This is a genomic window from Pseudarthrobacter sp. B907, assembly GCF_040137805.1.
Classification (GTDB): domain Bacteria; phylum Actinomycetota; class Actinomycetes; order Actinomycetales; family Micrococcaceae; genus Arthrobacter.
The window spans coordinates 88,937-102,854 of sequence record NZ_JBEEQE010000009.1; the positions used below are offsets into that span (position 1 = coordinate 88,937).

Sequence of the window (13,918 nt, forward strand, 5' to 3'; positions counted from 1 at the left end):
AACAATGGCAACCGAATTGGGCCCGACGCCGGTTAAGAAGCCGGCGTCGGGCGGCACCGAGCTCCACCACGCACCAAAGGGGGTGGGGGAGGACAACGCCATCGCCAGCCAGGGCAGGTGGGCGTCCTGGCTGTTGGCCCCCACCATCATCGCGCTGGCCATCGTGATCGTTTACCCGATCATCAGCGCCATCGTGATGTCCTTCCAGGCCGACGCGGGCCTCGATCCTGCCACGGGCCTGTTCGCCGAAGGCGGCCCGGCCGGCTTCACGAACTACATCAACTGGCTCGGCCAGCAGTGCGCGGCGCCCGACGGCGGCACCGTGTCCTGCCCGCCGGGCACCCTGGGCTCCCAGTTCTGGTCCGCGACGGCGACGACCTTCTTCTTCACCGTCGTGACCGTCACGTTCGAGACCGTGCTCGGCTTCTGGATGGCCATGATCATGGCCCGCACCTTCAAGGGCCGCAGCCTGGTCCGCGCCGCCGTGCTGGTGCCGTGGGCCATCCCCACCGCCGTCACGGCCAAGCTGTGGCTGTTCATCTTCGCCTTCGAGGGCATCGCCAACAAGCTTTTCAACACCTCCATCCTCTGGACCGGCAGCGAATGGCCGGCCAAGTGGGCGGTCATCATCGCGGACGTCTGGAAGACCACGCCGTTTATGGCGCTGCTGATCCTGGCCGGCCTGCAGATGATTCCGGCCGAGGTCTATGAGGCGGCCAAGGTGGACGGCGCTACGGCCTGGCAGCGGTTCCGGATGATCACCCTACCGCTGGTGAAGCCGGCGCTGATGGTGGCGATCCTGTTCCGCACCCTGGATGCGCTGCGCATGTTCGACCTCCCGTACATCCTGACCGGCGGCGCGAACAACACCACCACGCTCTCCATCCTGGTGATCAACCAGATCAGGCAGGGCTTCAATGTGGCGGCCGCACTATCCACCATTACCTTCATCATCATTTTCCTTGTCGCCTTCATCTTCGTGCGCTTCCTCGGCGCGAACGTGGTGGAACAGCAGACCGGTGCAAGTAAGGGGAAGAAATGACCACCGCCGCGACCGAGCTGCGCGCGCAGCAGGACCGTGGGCGCAAGACCGCCCAGAACCGGGAGAAGTGGGCCCAGGGCCGCACGTACCTAAGTGCCGTGGTGATCCTCATCTGGTGCCTGGCCCCGGCCTACTGGATGGTGGTGACGGCTTTCCGCGATGTCGGCTTCACCTACGACACCTCGATCCTGCCGACGCACGTCACGCTGGACAACTTCAACACCGCCTTCGATACCTCCTTCGGCAACCGCTTCGGCCAGGCACTGCTCAACAGTGTGTTCATCGGCGTCGTGGTGACCGTGGTGTCGCTGGTGATCGGCGTGTTCGCTGCGTACGCCCTGGCCCGGCTTAACTTCCGGTTCAAGTACCTTGTACTCGGCTTCATCCTGGGCGCCTCGATGTTCCCCGGCGTCGCCCTCATCACCCCGCTGTTCCAGCTGTTCACCAACATCGGCTGGATGGGAACCTACCAGGCCCTGATCATCCCGAACATCTCGTTCGTGCTGCCGCTGACCGTCTACACAATGACGTCCTTCTTCCGTGAAATGCCGTGGGAGCTCGAGGAGTCGGCCCGGGTGGATGGCTGCACACAGGGCCAGGCCTTCCGCAAGGTGATTATGCCGCTTGCGGCTCCGGCCATCTTCACCACGGCGATCCTGGCGTTCATCTCCTCATGGAACGAGTTCCTGATCGCCAGCCAGCTCTCCAGCGACAAGACCCAGCCGGTCACCGTCGCCATCGCGAGCTTCGCCGGCGCGCAGCCCAACCAGATCCCCTACACGGCGATCATGGCGGCCGGCACCATCGTGACCATCCCGCTGGTGATCCTGGTGCTGGTGTTCCAGCGCAAGATCGTGGCGGGCCTCACGGCGGGCGCCGTCAAGTGACGGCCACGTGAGCGCGGGTTTGTCATGACAGCCGGACAGAACCAGGGCGAGGTCCGGCCCACGCACCGCAGGGTGCGCTCGGGCGAGGACTTCGACATCATTATCGGGTTCCTGGGCTTCTGGGCCGTTGTGCTGCTGGCGGTCACCGTTTGGATGGAGGTGACCGCCCAGCCGGCCCTCGGTTGGGCCCTCGGTCTGCTGGGCGCGCTGCTGGCCCTGTACGGGATGATCCGGCTCCGGCGCCGGCTGCCCGGGCGGACGGCCGCCCGGCGGCGCTGAACCCGGGGCGTCAATGCGGCGCCGGGGTCCCGTCGGACACTAGGATAAAACGGCGCCGCGGGGGCGGCACGCCGGCCACGCTTCTGCGGCCGGACGACAAGGGGACACGGTGGCACGGACAACAGACAGGGCGCAACGCGGAGGCCACTCCGGCGTCAGCATCGAGGACGTGGCGGCGGCAGCCGGGGTTTCCACCGCCACCGTCTCCCGCGCCGTCAGGGGCCTGCCCCGGGTTTCGCCCGCCACCCGGGAAAAGATCCTCGACATCGCGCAGGCGCTCGGCTACGTCGCCTCGTCCTCGGCCTCGGGCCTGGCCACCGGACGCACCCGGACCATCGGGGTGCTGGCCCCCTTCGTCAGCCGCTGGTTCTTCTCCAAAGCCATCGAGGGGGCGGACCGGGAACTGCACGGCCGCCAGTACAACCTGTCGCTGTTCAACCTCGGCGGCCACGGCAGCCACCGCGAACGGCTGTTCAGCAAGACCATGGTCTACAAGCAGATCGACGCGCTCCTGGTCCTCTGCATGGCCCTGACCCGCGAGGAACTTGAGCACCTGCAGAAAATCGACATCCCGCTCGTCGTCGTCGGCGGCCACGTCGAGGGCTGCGCGTACATCGGGATTGACGACTACGAGGCCGCCTCCACCGCGGTGCGCCACCTCATCGGCCTGGGCCACAAGGACATAGCGCTGCTCCACGGTGACGACGAGACGGACCTGAACTTCGACGTTCCCCGCGTGCGGATCAAGGCGTTCCAGGATGTGATGGCCGAGGCGGGGCTCGACGTCCGGCCGGAATGGGACGAGTGGGGGGACTTCACCGTCCACAGCGGCCAGGAAGCGTTCCGCCGGCTGTGGGACCGGCCCGGTCCCAAGCCCACCGCGATCTTCTGCGCCTCGGACGAGATGGCCATGGGGGTCATTTTCGAGGCGCGCCGGGAGGGCGTCCGGATTCCGGAGGATCTCTCGGTGGTGGGGATCGATGACCACGAATTCTCCGCCGCCGTCGGCCTCACCACCGTGCGCCAGCGGCCCGACGAGCAGGCCGAACTCGGCACCAAAATGCTGCTGGACGAACTCGACGGCATGGCAGGGGCGGTGCGTTCCACCGTGGCACCGCACCGGCTGATCGTCCGGAGCACGACGGCGGCCCCGCGCCGTCCGGAGCCCCTGGCACCGGCGTCGGGCCGGCAGTCCCGGCACCGCTAGGCCGGCTGCCGGCACCTCAGGATGCGCGGGCCAGCTGCCGGATCGGAATCCAGCGGGAGGCAAGCCGCCGGTAGGCGGCCGCCGCGCCAGTCATGTCGCCCTCGGCGAGGCACTCGATCCCCAGCCGCACGTCCAGCGGGGATTCGTCCGGGTAGACCTTGTCCGCCACCGCGCCGTAGTCGAGCTCCACGACCGAATCGGGGTGGAAGAGCTCCAGCCACTCGGTGAGCTGGGTCAGGTCCTCCAGCATGTCGAGATCGGGGGCGGCGAGGGCGAGGTGGGCGACGGCGTGCCGGACCCGCTCCAGCGAGGCGCCGAGCGTCGCCCGGATCCGCACGGTGATGATCCGGCCACCGGACTCCACCACCTCCGTGGGGTCGGATTCCTGGAACAGGCAGAACCAGCTGAACGGGATCCCCCAGGTCGAGGCACGGGTGTGGACCCGGCCGATGCCTTCGCGCGCCTTGACCTGGTCGATGCGCTCCTGGTGCCGGTCGCGCTGCTCCTCGGGGATCAGCAGCTGCGCCAGCGGTCCGTGGATTCCCTCCATCAGGGCGTTGGCCGCCAGCCCGGCCCGGAGCACCAGCTGGCTGGGGCAGTACAGCAGCCTGGCCGGCAGCACCTCGCCGTCGTCGGCCTCTTCAGGGGCAGCAGGGCGGGAGCCCGTGCTGCGACCGGCGGTGTTTCCGCCGTCGCTGACGGCCAGCACGCGCACCAAGTCCGTGTGGCCGGTGGGGAAGGGGTCACCGCCGGGGCGGGTGATGCGGCCGAGCGAGGCCAGCAGCTCGGCGTTCTCCACGGCGGCGCGGGACTCCGAGCGGGCACCCGCGGACCGCAGGGCCTCCCGCTGCTCGGCGGGGAAGGCTTCCAGGGGCTCGTAGACCCGCAGCGTCGAGGAAAACGGCAACCCGGCCTGGCCGTGGTAGAGGTTCCCCGTCATTGCGGGCCCGCATTTCCCTGGCGCGTGGCCATCAGTCGGCCAGCTCCACGATCACCGGGGCGTGGTCCGAGGCGCCCTTGCCCTTGCGCTCTTCGCGGTCGATCGAGGCACCGGTCACCCGCGCCGCCAGGGCTGGGGAGGCCAGGATGAAGTCGATCCGCATCCCTTCCTTCTTCGGGAACCGCAGCTGGGTGTAGTCCCAGTAGGTGTAGACCCCGGGGCCGGGCGCGTGCGGCCGGACGACGTCGGCGAAACCGGCATCCTCGAAGGCGTGGAAGGCCGCGCGCTCCGGCTCGCTGACATGCGTCAGTCCCTCGGCGCGGAAATAGTCGATGTCCCAGACATCCTCGTCGCGCGGGGCGATGTTCCAGTCGCCCATCAGTGCGATCTGGGCCTCCGGGTTGGCCTGGACCCAGCCCTCGGAGTGGGCGCGGAGGGTGTCCAGCCAGCTGAGCTTGTAGGGCATGTGCTCATCATCGAGCGCCCGGCCGTTGGGGACGTAGAGGCTCCAGACCCGGATCCCGCCGCAGGTGGCGCCGATCGCGCGGGCCTCCTGCACCTCGTCCTTGCCGCCCTTTCCGAAGGCGGGCTGGTCCATAAAAGTGCGTTCGACGTCGTCGAGGCCCACCCGCGAGGCGATGGCTACCCCGTTCCACTGGCTCAGGCCGAAGTGGGCCACCTCGTAGCCCATCCGCTCGAAGAGCTCCCAGGGAAAGTTCTCGTCTTTGCACTTGGTCTCCTGGATGGCCAGGACATCGCAGTCCGTGCGCTGCAGCCAGGCCTCCACACGGTCGGCACGGGCACGGAGCGAGTTCACATTCCAGGTAGCAATTTTCACAGTTCCTAACTTACCTTTCCTGGGCCGGGGGTGGAGCGGCCGCGGCTGTCAGGCCCGAGCTACCTGCACGCGCCGGACGGTCTGGAGATTAGTAGGAAGTCCGAGTATATTCGGGAGCAGAGATGATCTAGGTCACATGCAAAGGAGCATTCCATCATGGTTCGTGAGCTTTCCCATTACGTCGGCGGACAGCACGTGGAGGGCACCTCGGGGCGCTTCAGCGACGTCTACGACCCCTGCACCGGCGAGGTCCAGGCACGCCTGCCGCTGGCCAGCGCCGAGGAAGTCCGCAACGTGGTGTCCAACGCGGAGAAGGGCCAGCTGGAGTGGGCCGCGATGAACCCGCAGCGCCGCGGCCGGATCCTGCTGAAGTTCGTGGACCTGGTCAACCAGAACATGGACGAGCTCGCCACCCTGCTCTCCTCCGAGCACGGCAAGACCTTCCTCGACGCCAAGGGCGACATCCAGCGCGGCATCGAAGTCGTCGAGTTTGCAGCGGGCGCCCCGCACCTGCTCAAGGGCGAGTTCTCCGACAGCGCCGGGACCGGCGTCGACGTCCACTCCATGCGGCAGCCGCTCGGCGTCGTTGCCGGCATCACCCCGTTCAACTTCCCGGCCATGATCCCGCTCTGGAAGTCCGGCCCCGCCCTGGCCGCCGGCAACTCCTTCATCCTCAAGCCTTCCGAGCGCGACCCCTCCGTGCCGCTGCGCCTCGCCGAGCTGTTCACCGAGGCCGGCCTGCCGGACGGCGTCTTCAACGTGGTCAACGGCGACAAGGAAGCCGTGGACGCCCTGCTTGAGGACCCCCGCGTCCAGGCCATCGGCTTCGTCGGCTCCACCCCGATCGCGCAGTACATCTACGCCACCGCCGCCGCGCACGGCAAGCGCGCCCAGTGCTTCGGCGGCGCCAAGAACCACATGGTGATCATGCCGGACGCGGACCTGGACATGGCCGCCGACGCCCTGATCGGCGCCGGCTTCGGCTCCGCCGGCGAACGCTGTATGGCCATCTCCGTCGCCGTCCCGGTGGGCAAGGCCACCGGCGACGCGCTCGTGGCGAAGCTGCAGGAACGGATCGCGGACCTCAAGGTGGGCCACAGCCTCGCCAAGGACTCGGACTTCGGCCCGGTCGTGGCCGCCTCCGCCAAGGAGCGGATCGAGGGCTACATCGCCGCCGGCGTCGAGGAAGGCGCCAGCCTGCTTACCGACGGCCGCGGCCTCAAGGTGGAGGGCTACGACGGCGGCTTCTGGGTGGGCCCGACCCTCTTCGACAACGTCACCAAGGACATGACGATCTACAAGGAGGAAATCTTCGGCCCGGTGCTCAGCGTGCTCCGCGCCGGGGACTACGACGAGGCCCTGCGCCTGTGCAGCGAGCACGAATTCGGCAACGGCGTGGCCATCTTCACCCGCGACGGCGACGCCGCCCGCGACTTCGCCAGCCGGGTCCAGGTGGGCATGGTGGGCATCAATGTCCCGATTCCGGTGCCGATCGCCTACTACACCTTCGGCGGCTGGAAAGCCTCCGGGTTCGGCGACCTCAACCAGCACGGCGCCGACGCGTTCCGGTTCTACACCAAGACCAAAACGGTCACCACCCGCTGGCCCTCCGGCATCCGCCAGGGCGCCAGCTTCGTGATGCCGGAAGGCAGCTGATGACGGAGCAGGGGACCGAACCGAACGCCGCCGGGCAGGCCGCCGAGGTCCGTTTCGAGCGCCGCGGCCGGCTCGGCGTCATCACGCTGGACCGGCCCAAGGCCGTCAACGCGCTGACCGCCGGCATGGCCGCCGCGATGCTGGAGCAGCTCACGGCCTGGGCCGACGACGACGCCGTCGCCGCGGTCCTGGTACGCGGCGCCGGCGAGCGTGGACTGTGCGCCGGCGGCGACATCGTGGCCATCTACCGGGACATGATCGACGGCGGCGACGCCACTGCGGACTTCTGGGCCGTCGAATACCGGCTGAACCTGCTGATCTCCGAGTACCCCAAGCCCTACGTGGCCTTTATGGACGGGCTGGTCCTGGGCGGCGGGGTGGGCATCTCCGCGCACGGCTCGGTCCGGATCGTCACCGAACGCACCCGGATGGGCATGCCGGAAACCACGATCGGGTTTGTGCCCGACGTCGGCGGGACGCTCCTGCTCTCCCGCTCGCCCGGCGAAACCGGCACCCACGCGGCGCTCACCGGAGCGCACCTGAGCGGCGCCGACGCACTGTTCCTGGGGCTCGCGGACACTTTCGTCCCCGCCGCGCAACTCCCGGACCTGGCGGCAGCGCTCGAAACGGAGCCCGTGGACGCCGCCGTCGCACGGTTCGCCGCAGAAGCGCCCCCCTCGGTCCTGGCCGCGCAGCAGGAATGGATCGATGTCTGCTATGCCGGCGACGACGCCGAGGAGATCCTGCGCCGGCTGCGCACCGTCGGCGGGGAAGCCGTGGACGTCGCCGACACGATCGCGGCCAAGTCCCCGACCGCCGTCAAGGTGGCACTGGCCTCGCTGCGCCGCGTCCGCGGGCTGAGCCTCGCCGAAGCCCTGGAGCAGGAGTACCGGGTGGGCCTGCGGTTCCTCGCCGGGCCCGACTTCCGCGAGGGCATCCGCGCCCAGGTGGTGGACAAGGACCGCACCCCGCACTGGCAGCCGGCCAGCCTGGCCGAGGTCAGCCTCGACGACGTCGAGGCGTACTTCGCGCCGCTGGGCGAGCGCGAACTGAAGCTTTCGAAGGAGCACGACAATGTCTGAAGCATCCGCGACTGAACCATCGCCGGCTGAAGCCTCGCAGCCCGCGGCGCAGGCCGGCCCCATCGCGTTCCTGGGCCTGGGCCACATGGGCGGCCCGATGGCCGTCAACCTGGTCAAGGCCGGGTACACCGTGACCGGCTTCGACGTGGTGCCGGCGGCGCTGGACGCCGCCAGAGCCCACGGGATCGCCACCGCGGACACCGCCGCCGAGGCCGTCGCGGGCGCCGCCGTCGTGCTGACCATGCTGCCCAGCGGCAAACACCTGCTGGATGCGTACCGCGGCACCCTTGATCAGCCAGGCAAACCCGGCGGGCAGGGCCTGCTGGCCGCCGCCGCGCCCGGGACGATGTTCCTGGACTGCTCCACCATCAACGTGGACGAGGCCCGCGAGGCCTCTGCCCTGGCGGTCGAGGCCGGCCACCGGGCCGTGGACGCGCCGGTCTCCGGCGGCGTGGTCGGCGCCGAGGCCGGAACCCTGACGTTTATGGTCGGCGCGGCCGACGAGGACTTCGACGCCGTCAAGCCGATGCTCGAAGTGATGGGCAAGCGGGTTGTCCACTGCGGCGGCCACGGCGCCGGGCAGGCCGCGAAAATCTGCAACAACATGATCCTGGGCGTCTCGATGATCGCCGTCAGCGAGGCCTTTGTGCTCGGTGAGAAGCTCGGGCTGACGCACCAGGCGCTCTTCGACGTCGCCTCGGCCGCCTCAGGCCAGTGCTGGGCGCTGACCACCAACTGCCCCGTGCCCGGCCCGGTGCCGACCAGCCCGGCCAACCGCGACTACCAGCCGGGCTTCGCCGGCGCCCTGATGGCCAAGGACCTGAAGCTGGCCCTCAACGCACTCGAAAGCACCGGGGTCGCCGCCCGGCTGGGACCGCTGGCCTCCGAAATTTACGATACCTTTGCCGCGGAAGGCGGTGCCGGCCGGGACTTCTCCGGCATCATCACCGACATCCGGGACAAATCCGAACAGCAGCCGAGGGGACAGGCATGAGCGAGTACACAAACATTCTGGTGGAGCGCCGCGGCCGCGTGGGCCTCGTGACTCTCAACCGGCCCGATGCGCTGAACGCCCTGAACAAGGCGACCATGGACGAGCTCGTCGCGGCCGTGACAGCGATGGACACCGACCCGGAGGTCGGTGCCGTGGTGGTGACCGGTTCCGCCAAGGCGTTCGCCGCCGGCGCGGACATCAAGGAGATGCAGTCCAAGGGCTACATGGAGATGTACGCCGCCGACTGGTTCCGCGGCTGGGAAGACTTTACGCGGCTGCGCATCCCCGTGGTGGCCGCGGTGTCCGGATTCGCCCTGGGCGGCGGCTGCGAGCTGGCGATGATGTGCGACTTCATAATCGCGGGGGACACCGCCAAGTTCGGCCAGCCCGAGATCAACCTGGGGGTCCTCCCGGGCATGGGCGGCTCGCAGCGTCTCACCCGCGCGGTGGGGAAGTCCAAGGCGATGGACATGATCCTCACCGGCCGTTTTATGGACGCCGAAGAAGCCGAGCGCGCCGGCCTGGTCTCCCGCGTGGTCCCGGCCGCCGAGGTCGTCGAGGAGGCCGTGAAGGCCGCGGCGGTGATTGCCTCCAAGTCCAAGCCGGTGGCCATGGTGGCGAAGGAGGCAGTCAACGCCGCCTTTGAAACCGGGCTGGCCCAGGGTGTGCTGTTCGAACGCCGCGTCTTCCACTCGCTCTTCGCCACCGAGGACCAGAAGGAGGGCATGGCCGCGTTCAGCGAGAAGCGGCAGCCCGACTTCACGCACCGGTAGCTCGTTTGCAGGAGGGACGGCCATGAACACCGGTTTTCTGGGCGTCGGAGCTTCCCCGGAGGAAGTCCACGCCCTGCTGCCCGGCGACAGGCTGGTCCCCGCCGCGGACGTGGTGATGGACCGTGGGTTCGACCTGCCGGCCCTGCCCGGGGCCGTCTGGCCGTGGTTCGTCCAGCTGGGCAAGGGACGCGCCGGCTGGTACCTGCCACGCTGGGCGGAGGCCCTGATTCCGGCCGGCCGCCGCGCCCTCCGAAACATCGACCCGGCCCTGCAGGACCTCCGCGCCGGGTACGTCATCCCCGACTGGGGCGGCCCCGGGGCAACGTTCGAGATCATGGCCGTCGACCCGCCGGCGGCCCTGGTCTACCGCTCGCAACGCGGCGCGCTCGCCCTCAGCTGGGCAATCGTGCTGCGCCCGACGCCGGGCACAGAGCCCGCGACGCGGGTGCACCTGCGGCTCCGGCTCGCCGGCGTCAAACACCGCCGCCTGGTGGAAACCGGCGGCGGCCTGTTCGATCTGCTGACCATCGCCGGGCTCGCGGCCGGGCTGAGGGAGCGGCTGGGGCCGGCCCGGCGCTGACGCCCAGCCGCCGCCGCGTCAGGCCCGGCGGCGGGCGCGGAGCACGGCATCCTGGACCGTGACCGGGGCGCCGTCTGAATCACCGGTGGCCCGCGGCCGCGAGGCGCAGGTCATGATCTCCCACTCCTCCGGGTCCAGGCCCGCGGCGATCTCCTCGGCGGTGAACAGCAGGCCGGGGGCGGAGGGCCGGCGCACGCTGGTCTCCAGGTCCGACGGATGGTGGCCGACAATCAGCAACGTCCCGCCCGGGGCCACCGACGCGGCCAGCCGGCTGTAGACCCCGTCGCGCAGCGGCGCCGGGAGGTGCAGGAACTGCGCGGACACCAGGTCAAAAGTCCCGGCCGGGGGCGGTGACACGGTGAGGTCCTGGTGCTGCCAGGTGATCCGGGCGGCGGTCTCCGGCTCGTCCTGAACCGCGGCGGCTGCCCTGGCCAAGGCGACGGAGGAGATGTCCACCGCCGTGACGCGCCAGCCGCGCCGGGCCAGCCAGGCGGCGTCGGCGCCCTCCCCGGCTCCGACGTCGAGCGCGGAACCGGGCGTGAGGTCCGCGGCCTCGGCCACGAGCTGGGCGTTGGGTTCACCGCTCCACACGGAGCTGTGCTGGCCGTGCTGGCGGTAGCGTTCGTCCCAGAACGATTCATCGAATTCCATGCAGTTCTCCTCCGGGGCGCGTCGTCTCGCGGCCGGGGTCCTCGCCGCCAATCCAGTCTAGGCGGACTGCGGCGCGCGGGAAGAGGAGGGAAGAAACTGTGCGCCGCCGGAGCGGCTACGCCGCGCTGATTCCGAAGAGCCCGATGATCAGGGCCATCACCATCAGGGTGACAAGCTCGTGCGCGCAGTTCAGCACGGTCAGGCCCACGGGGCGGCCCTCGAAGGCGTCGTGCGTGACGAAACGGGCCGCGGTGAAGCCGGCCCACAGGATCAGGGCGGTGACGAGGGTGTTGGCCAGGAAGTTGCCGCCGTAGAAGTGCTGCGAGATGGCGGCGGAGCCGGCCAGCACCCAGGCGCTGATGAAGCTGACGAGCAGCGTGACGAGGATGGGCTTGACCGCGTCCTTGGCGTCCCCGCTGGGGGTCACCTTGGCGACGCGCATCCAGTAGTTGCCGAACACCTTGGGCGTGTACCAGACGGATCCGACCACCATGCTGGACAGTGTCGCCAGCAGTACCGCCCAGATGTTGATTTCCGGAATCATTGCGCTCTCCTCGGCTCCGGCCCGTCCCTCCGACGGCCCGCAAGGGAAGTGTATTCCCTAGCCGCCGAAGTCCCCGGCATTGCGCCGGAAGTTGCCCAGGATCCGGATCAGCTGCTCCACCTCCGGCTCCTCGAAACCGGACCGGCCGAAGACCTCCGCGTTGAGCACCGCCGTCGCCCGCTTGGCGAGCGTGCGCCCCTCCGAGGTGAGCTCGATCAGCGTGGTCCGGCCGTCGGTGGGGTGCGGGGACCGGAGCACCAGCCCGGCCTCCTGCAGCCGGTCGACGGCGTTGGTTACCGAAGTGGGGTGGACCTGCAGCAGCGCGCTCGCCTTGTTCATCGGCAGCGCGCCACTGCGGGCGAAGCTGAGCAGGGCCAGCAGCTCGTAGCGGGCGAACGTCAGCCCGAACGGCTTCAGTGCCGTTTCGATCCGGGCCAGCAGGATCTGCTGGGTCCGCATGATGGCGGTAATGGCGGCCATCGGGGCGGCGACGTCGGCCCAGCCGTGCCGCTCCCAGTTCCGCTGGGCGTCGGCGATCGGGTCACGCGGCAGCGGGGTCCCCATGCCTAGGCCCCGCCCTTCAGCCCGGGGAAGTCGGCTTCGGAGTATTCTGTGCCCATTCCCTCCGGCGCCCGTCCGGTCCCGTGCCGCAATTCCTCGTTGTGCCGCAGTTCCACCCGCCGGATCTTGCCGGAAATGGTCTTGGGCAGCTCGGCGAACTCCAGCCGGCGGATGCGTTTGAACGGGGCCAGATGCTCGCGGCAGTACCGCAGGATGTCCTCCGCCAGTTCGGGCCCCGGCTCGTGGCCGGCGGCCAGGACCACAAAGGCCTTGGGCACGGAGAGCTTGAGCGGATCGGGGGAGGGGACGACGGCGGCCTCCGCCACCGCCGGGTGCTCGATCAGCACGCTCTCCAGCTCGAACGGGGACAGCCGGTAGTCGGAGGACTTGAAGACGTCATCGCCGCGGCCCACGTAGGTGATGATGCCGCGTTCGTTCCGGCTGGCCATGTCCCCGGTGTGGTAGTAGCCGCCGCGGAACGCCTCCGCCGTCTTCTCCGGGTCCCCGTAGTAGGCCTTCATCAGCCCCACGGGGCGCGGGTCCAGGCGCAGGCAGAGTTCGCCGTCGTCGGTCTCCTCCCCGGTGGCCGGATCCACGAGGACAACGTCGTAGCCGGGCAGCGGTTTGCCCATGGCGCCGATCTTGATCGGCTGCCCGGGGGTGTTGGCGATCTGCACGGTGGACTCGGTCTGGCCGAAGCCGTCGCGGATGGTCTGGCCCCAGGCCCGCTGGACCTGGTCGATAACCTCGGCGTTGAGCGGCTCGCCGGCGGACACCACCTTGGTGGGCGGGTTCTTGAGCAGGGTCAGGTCGGCCTGGATCAGCATCCGCCAGACCGTCGGCGGGGCGCAGAAGCTGGTGACCCGCTCCCGGTCCATCTGCTCCATCAGGGCCTTCGCGTCGAAGCGTTCGTAGTTGTAGATAAAAACGCAGGCCTCGGCGATCCAGGGTGTGAACACGTTGGACCAGGCGTGCTTGGCCCAGCCGGGAGAGGCCACGTTCAGGTGCACGTCGCCCGGTTCCATCCCGATCCAGAACATGGTGGACAGGTGCCCCACCGGGTAGGAGGTGTGCGTGTGCTCCACCAGCTTGGCCTTGGACGTGGTGCCGGAGGTGAAGTAGAGCAGCAGGGTTTCGTCGGCAGGGGTCGGCGCGTCCGGAACGAAGGCGTCCGGAGCGCCGGCCGCGTCCGCGTACTGGAGGGCCGCTGTGTTGATTTCGGCGTTGCCGGCGCCGGTGCCGCCGATTTCGATCAGGCGGTAGTCGCCGGGGACGCCGGCGAACTTGGCGATGTTGGCGCTCCCGACGGCGGCCCAGCCGGCCCCGCCTCGTTCCACCCGGTCCTGCAGGTCCGCCGGTCCCATCAGGGTGGTGGTCGGGATCATCACGATGCCGAGTTTGATGCCGGCGAGCATCAGTTCCCAGAGCTCCACCTGGTTGCCGAGCATGATGATCATCCGGTCCCCGCGCCGCACGCCCTGGGCCCGGAGCCAGTTGGCCACCTGGGCGGAGCGCCGGGACAGGTCAGCGAAGCTGCGCCGCGTGGCGGTGCCGTCCTGTTCCACGATCACCAGCGCCGGCCGGTTCGCCTTGGCGGGGTCGGCCGCGATCTGGTCGAACCAGTCCAGGGCGAAGTTGAACTCCGTGAAGCGCGGCCATTCGAATTCCTGGCGCGCGGCGGTGTAGTCCCCGCGGAGGGCCAGCAGCCTGTCCCTCGCGGCGCGGAAATCCTCGGTGACGGTCATGGGTGCACCTTTCGCAGCCGGTCGCAGCCGAGCGGTCCCGTGGCGGCCGCCGCTGGCCTAGTGATCCACATCACTGTGCAATATACTAGGACATCCAAGGGTTTGGAAGAGCCGATGTTGCCGCCGCTGCGCGGCACAT

15 protein-coding genes are annotated in these 13,918 nt (G+C 69.3%); 9 read left to right on the forward strand and 6 right to left on the reverse strand.

The window, feature by feature from the left end; all coding sequences use genetic code 11:
• Positions 1 to 4: 4 nt before the first annotated feature.
• The 4 genes from ABLI39_RS09905 to ABLI39_RS09920 all read left to right on the forward strand — a co-directional run bounded on the left by ABLI39_RS09905 (position 5) and on the right by ABLI39_RS09920 (position 3,415).
• Entirely contained in the window at positions 5 to 1,042 is a 1,038-nt protein-coding gene (locus ABLI39_RS09905; protein ID WP_349413246.1) for a carbohydrate ABC transporter permease, read from the forward strand.
• Positions 1,039 to 1,929 (forward strand): carbohydrate ABC transporter permease, encoded by an 891-nt coding sequence (locus ABLI39_RS09910; RefSeq protein ID WP_349413247.1) that lies wholly within the window; start codon positions 1,039 to 1,041, stop codon positions 1,927 to 1,929. Before ABLI39_RS09905 ends, ABLI39_RS09910 begins: the two co-directional genes overlap by 4 nt.
• A gap of 24 nt (positions 1,930 to 1,953) precedes the next feature.
• Positions 1,954 to 2,208, forward strand: coding sequence for a hypothetical protein (locus tag ABLI39_RS09915; protein ID WP_349413248.1), 255 nt, complete (start codon positions 1,954 to 1,956; stop codon positions 2,206 to 2,208).
• A 109-nt stretch (positions 2,209 to 2,317) separates the two neighbouring features.
• A complete protein-coding gene (locus ABLI39_RS09920) occupies positions 2,318 to 3,415 on the forward strand; it encodes a LacI family DNA-binding transcriptional regulator (RefSeq protein WP_349413249.1) in 1,098 nt (365 codons plus the stop codon).
• Positions 3,416 to 3,431: 16 nt separating this feature from the next.
• On the opposite strand, the gene ABLI39_RS09925 is transcribed toward ABLI39_RS09920, so the two are convergent.
• Positions 3,432 to 4,355, reverse strand: a complete 924-nt coding sequence (locus ABLI39_RS09925) for a DUF8083 family protein (protein ID WP_349413250.1) — start codon at positions 4,353 to 4,355, stop codon at positions 3,432 to 3,434.
• Positions 4,356 to 4,386: 31 nt separating this feature from the next.
• On the reverse strand, positions 4,387 to 5,193 hold the full coding sequence (locus ABLI39_RS09930; protein WP_349413251.1) for an exodeoxyribonuclease III: 807 nt from the start codon (positions 5,191 to 5,193) through the stop codon (positions 4,387 to 4,389).
• 156 nt (positions 5,194 to 5,349) lie between these two features.
• Here ABLI39_RS09930 and ABLI39_RS09935 point away from each other — a divergent pair, with 156 nt between their 5' ends.
• The 5 genes from ABLI39_RS09935 to ABLI39_RS09955 are packed head-to-tail and all read left to right on the forward strand — an operon-like array spanning position 5,350 to position 10,278.
• Positions 5,350 to 6,849, forward strand: coding sequence for a CoA-acylating methylmalonate-semialdehyde dehydrogenase (locus ABLI39_RS09935; protein WP_349413252.1), 1,500 nt, complete (start codon positions 5,350 to 5,352; stop codon positions 6,847 to 6,849).
• Positions 6,849 to 7,931, forward strand: coding sequence for an enoyl-CoA hydratase/isomerase family protein (locus ABLI39_RS09940; protein ID WP_349413253.1), 1,083 nt, complete (start codon positions 6,849 to 6,851; stop codon positions 7,929 to 7,931). The genes ABLI39_RS09935 and ABLI39_RS09940 overlap by 1 nt, the downstream gene beginning before the upstream one ends.
• Positions 7,924 to 8,925: a 3-hydroxyisobutyrate dehydrogenase gene (gene mmsB, locus ABLI39_RS09945; RefSeq protein ID WP_349413254.1), complete on the forward strand. Its 1,002-nt coding sequence runs from the start codon at positions 7,924 to 7,926 to the stop codon at positions 8,923 to 8,925. The genes ABLI39_RS09940 and mmsB overlap by 8 nt, the downstream gene beginning before the upstream one ends.
• The gene (locus ABLI39_RS09950; RefSeq protein ID WP_349413255.1) at positions 8,922 to 9,698 is read left to right on the forward strand and encodes an enoyl-CoA hydratase; all 777 of its coding nucleotides are present in this window, start codon (positions 8,922 to 8,924) and stop codon (positions 9,696 to 9,698) included. Before mmsB ends, ABLI39_RS09950 begins: the two co-directional genes overlap by 4 nt.
• A gap of 22 nt (positions 9,699 to 9,720) precedes the next feature.
• Positions 9,721 to 10,278, forward strand: a complete 558-nt coding sequence (locus ABLI39_RS09955; protein ID WP_349413256.1) for a hypothetical protein — start codon at positions 9,721 to 9,723, stop codon at positions 10,276 to 10,278.
• An 18-nt stretch (positions 10,279 to 10,296) separates the two neighbouring features.
• Here ABLI39_RS09955 and ABLI39_RS09960 read toward each other — a convergent pair whose 3' ends face one another.
• The 4 genes from ABLI39_RS09960 to ABLI39_RS09975 all read right to left on the reverse strand — a co-directional run bounded on the left by ABLI39_RS09960 (position 10,297) and on the right by ABLI39_RS09975 (position 13,779).
• Positions 10,297 to 10,929, reverse strand: a complete 633-nt coding sequence (locus ABLI39_RS09960) for an SAM-dependent methyltransferase (RefSeq protein WP_349413257.1) — start codon at positions 10,927 to 10,929, stop codon at positions 10,297 to 10,299.
• Positions 10,930 to 11,044: 115 nt separating this feature from the next.
• A complete protein-coding gene (locus ABLI39_RS09965; protein ID WP_349413258.1) occupies positions 11,045 to 11,473 on the reverse strand; it encodes a DUF1761 domain-containing protein in 429 nt (142 codons plus the stop codon).
• Between the two features lie 57 nt (positions 11,474 to 11,530).
• The gene (locus tag ABLI39_RS09970) at positions 11,531 to 12,037 is read right to left on the reverse strand and encodes a MarR family winged helix-turn-helix transcriptional regulator (RefSeq protein ID WP_349413259.1); all 507 of its coding nucleotides are present in this window, start codon (positions 12,035 to 12,037) and stop codon (positions 11,531 to 11,533) included.
• A gap of 2 nt (positions 12,038 to 12,039) precedes the next feature.
• Positions 12,040 to 13,779 (reverse strand): AMP-binding protein, encoded by a 1,740-nt coding sequence (locus ABLI39_RS09975; RefSeq protein ID WP_349413260.1) that lies wholly within the window; start codon positions 13,777 to 13,779, stop codon positions 12,040 to 12,042.
• Between the last annotated feature and the right edge of the window lie 139 nt (positions 13,780 to 13,918).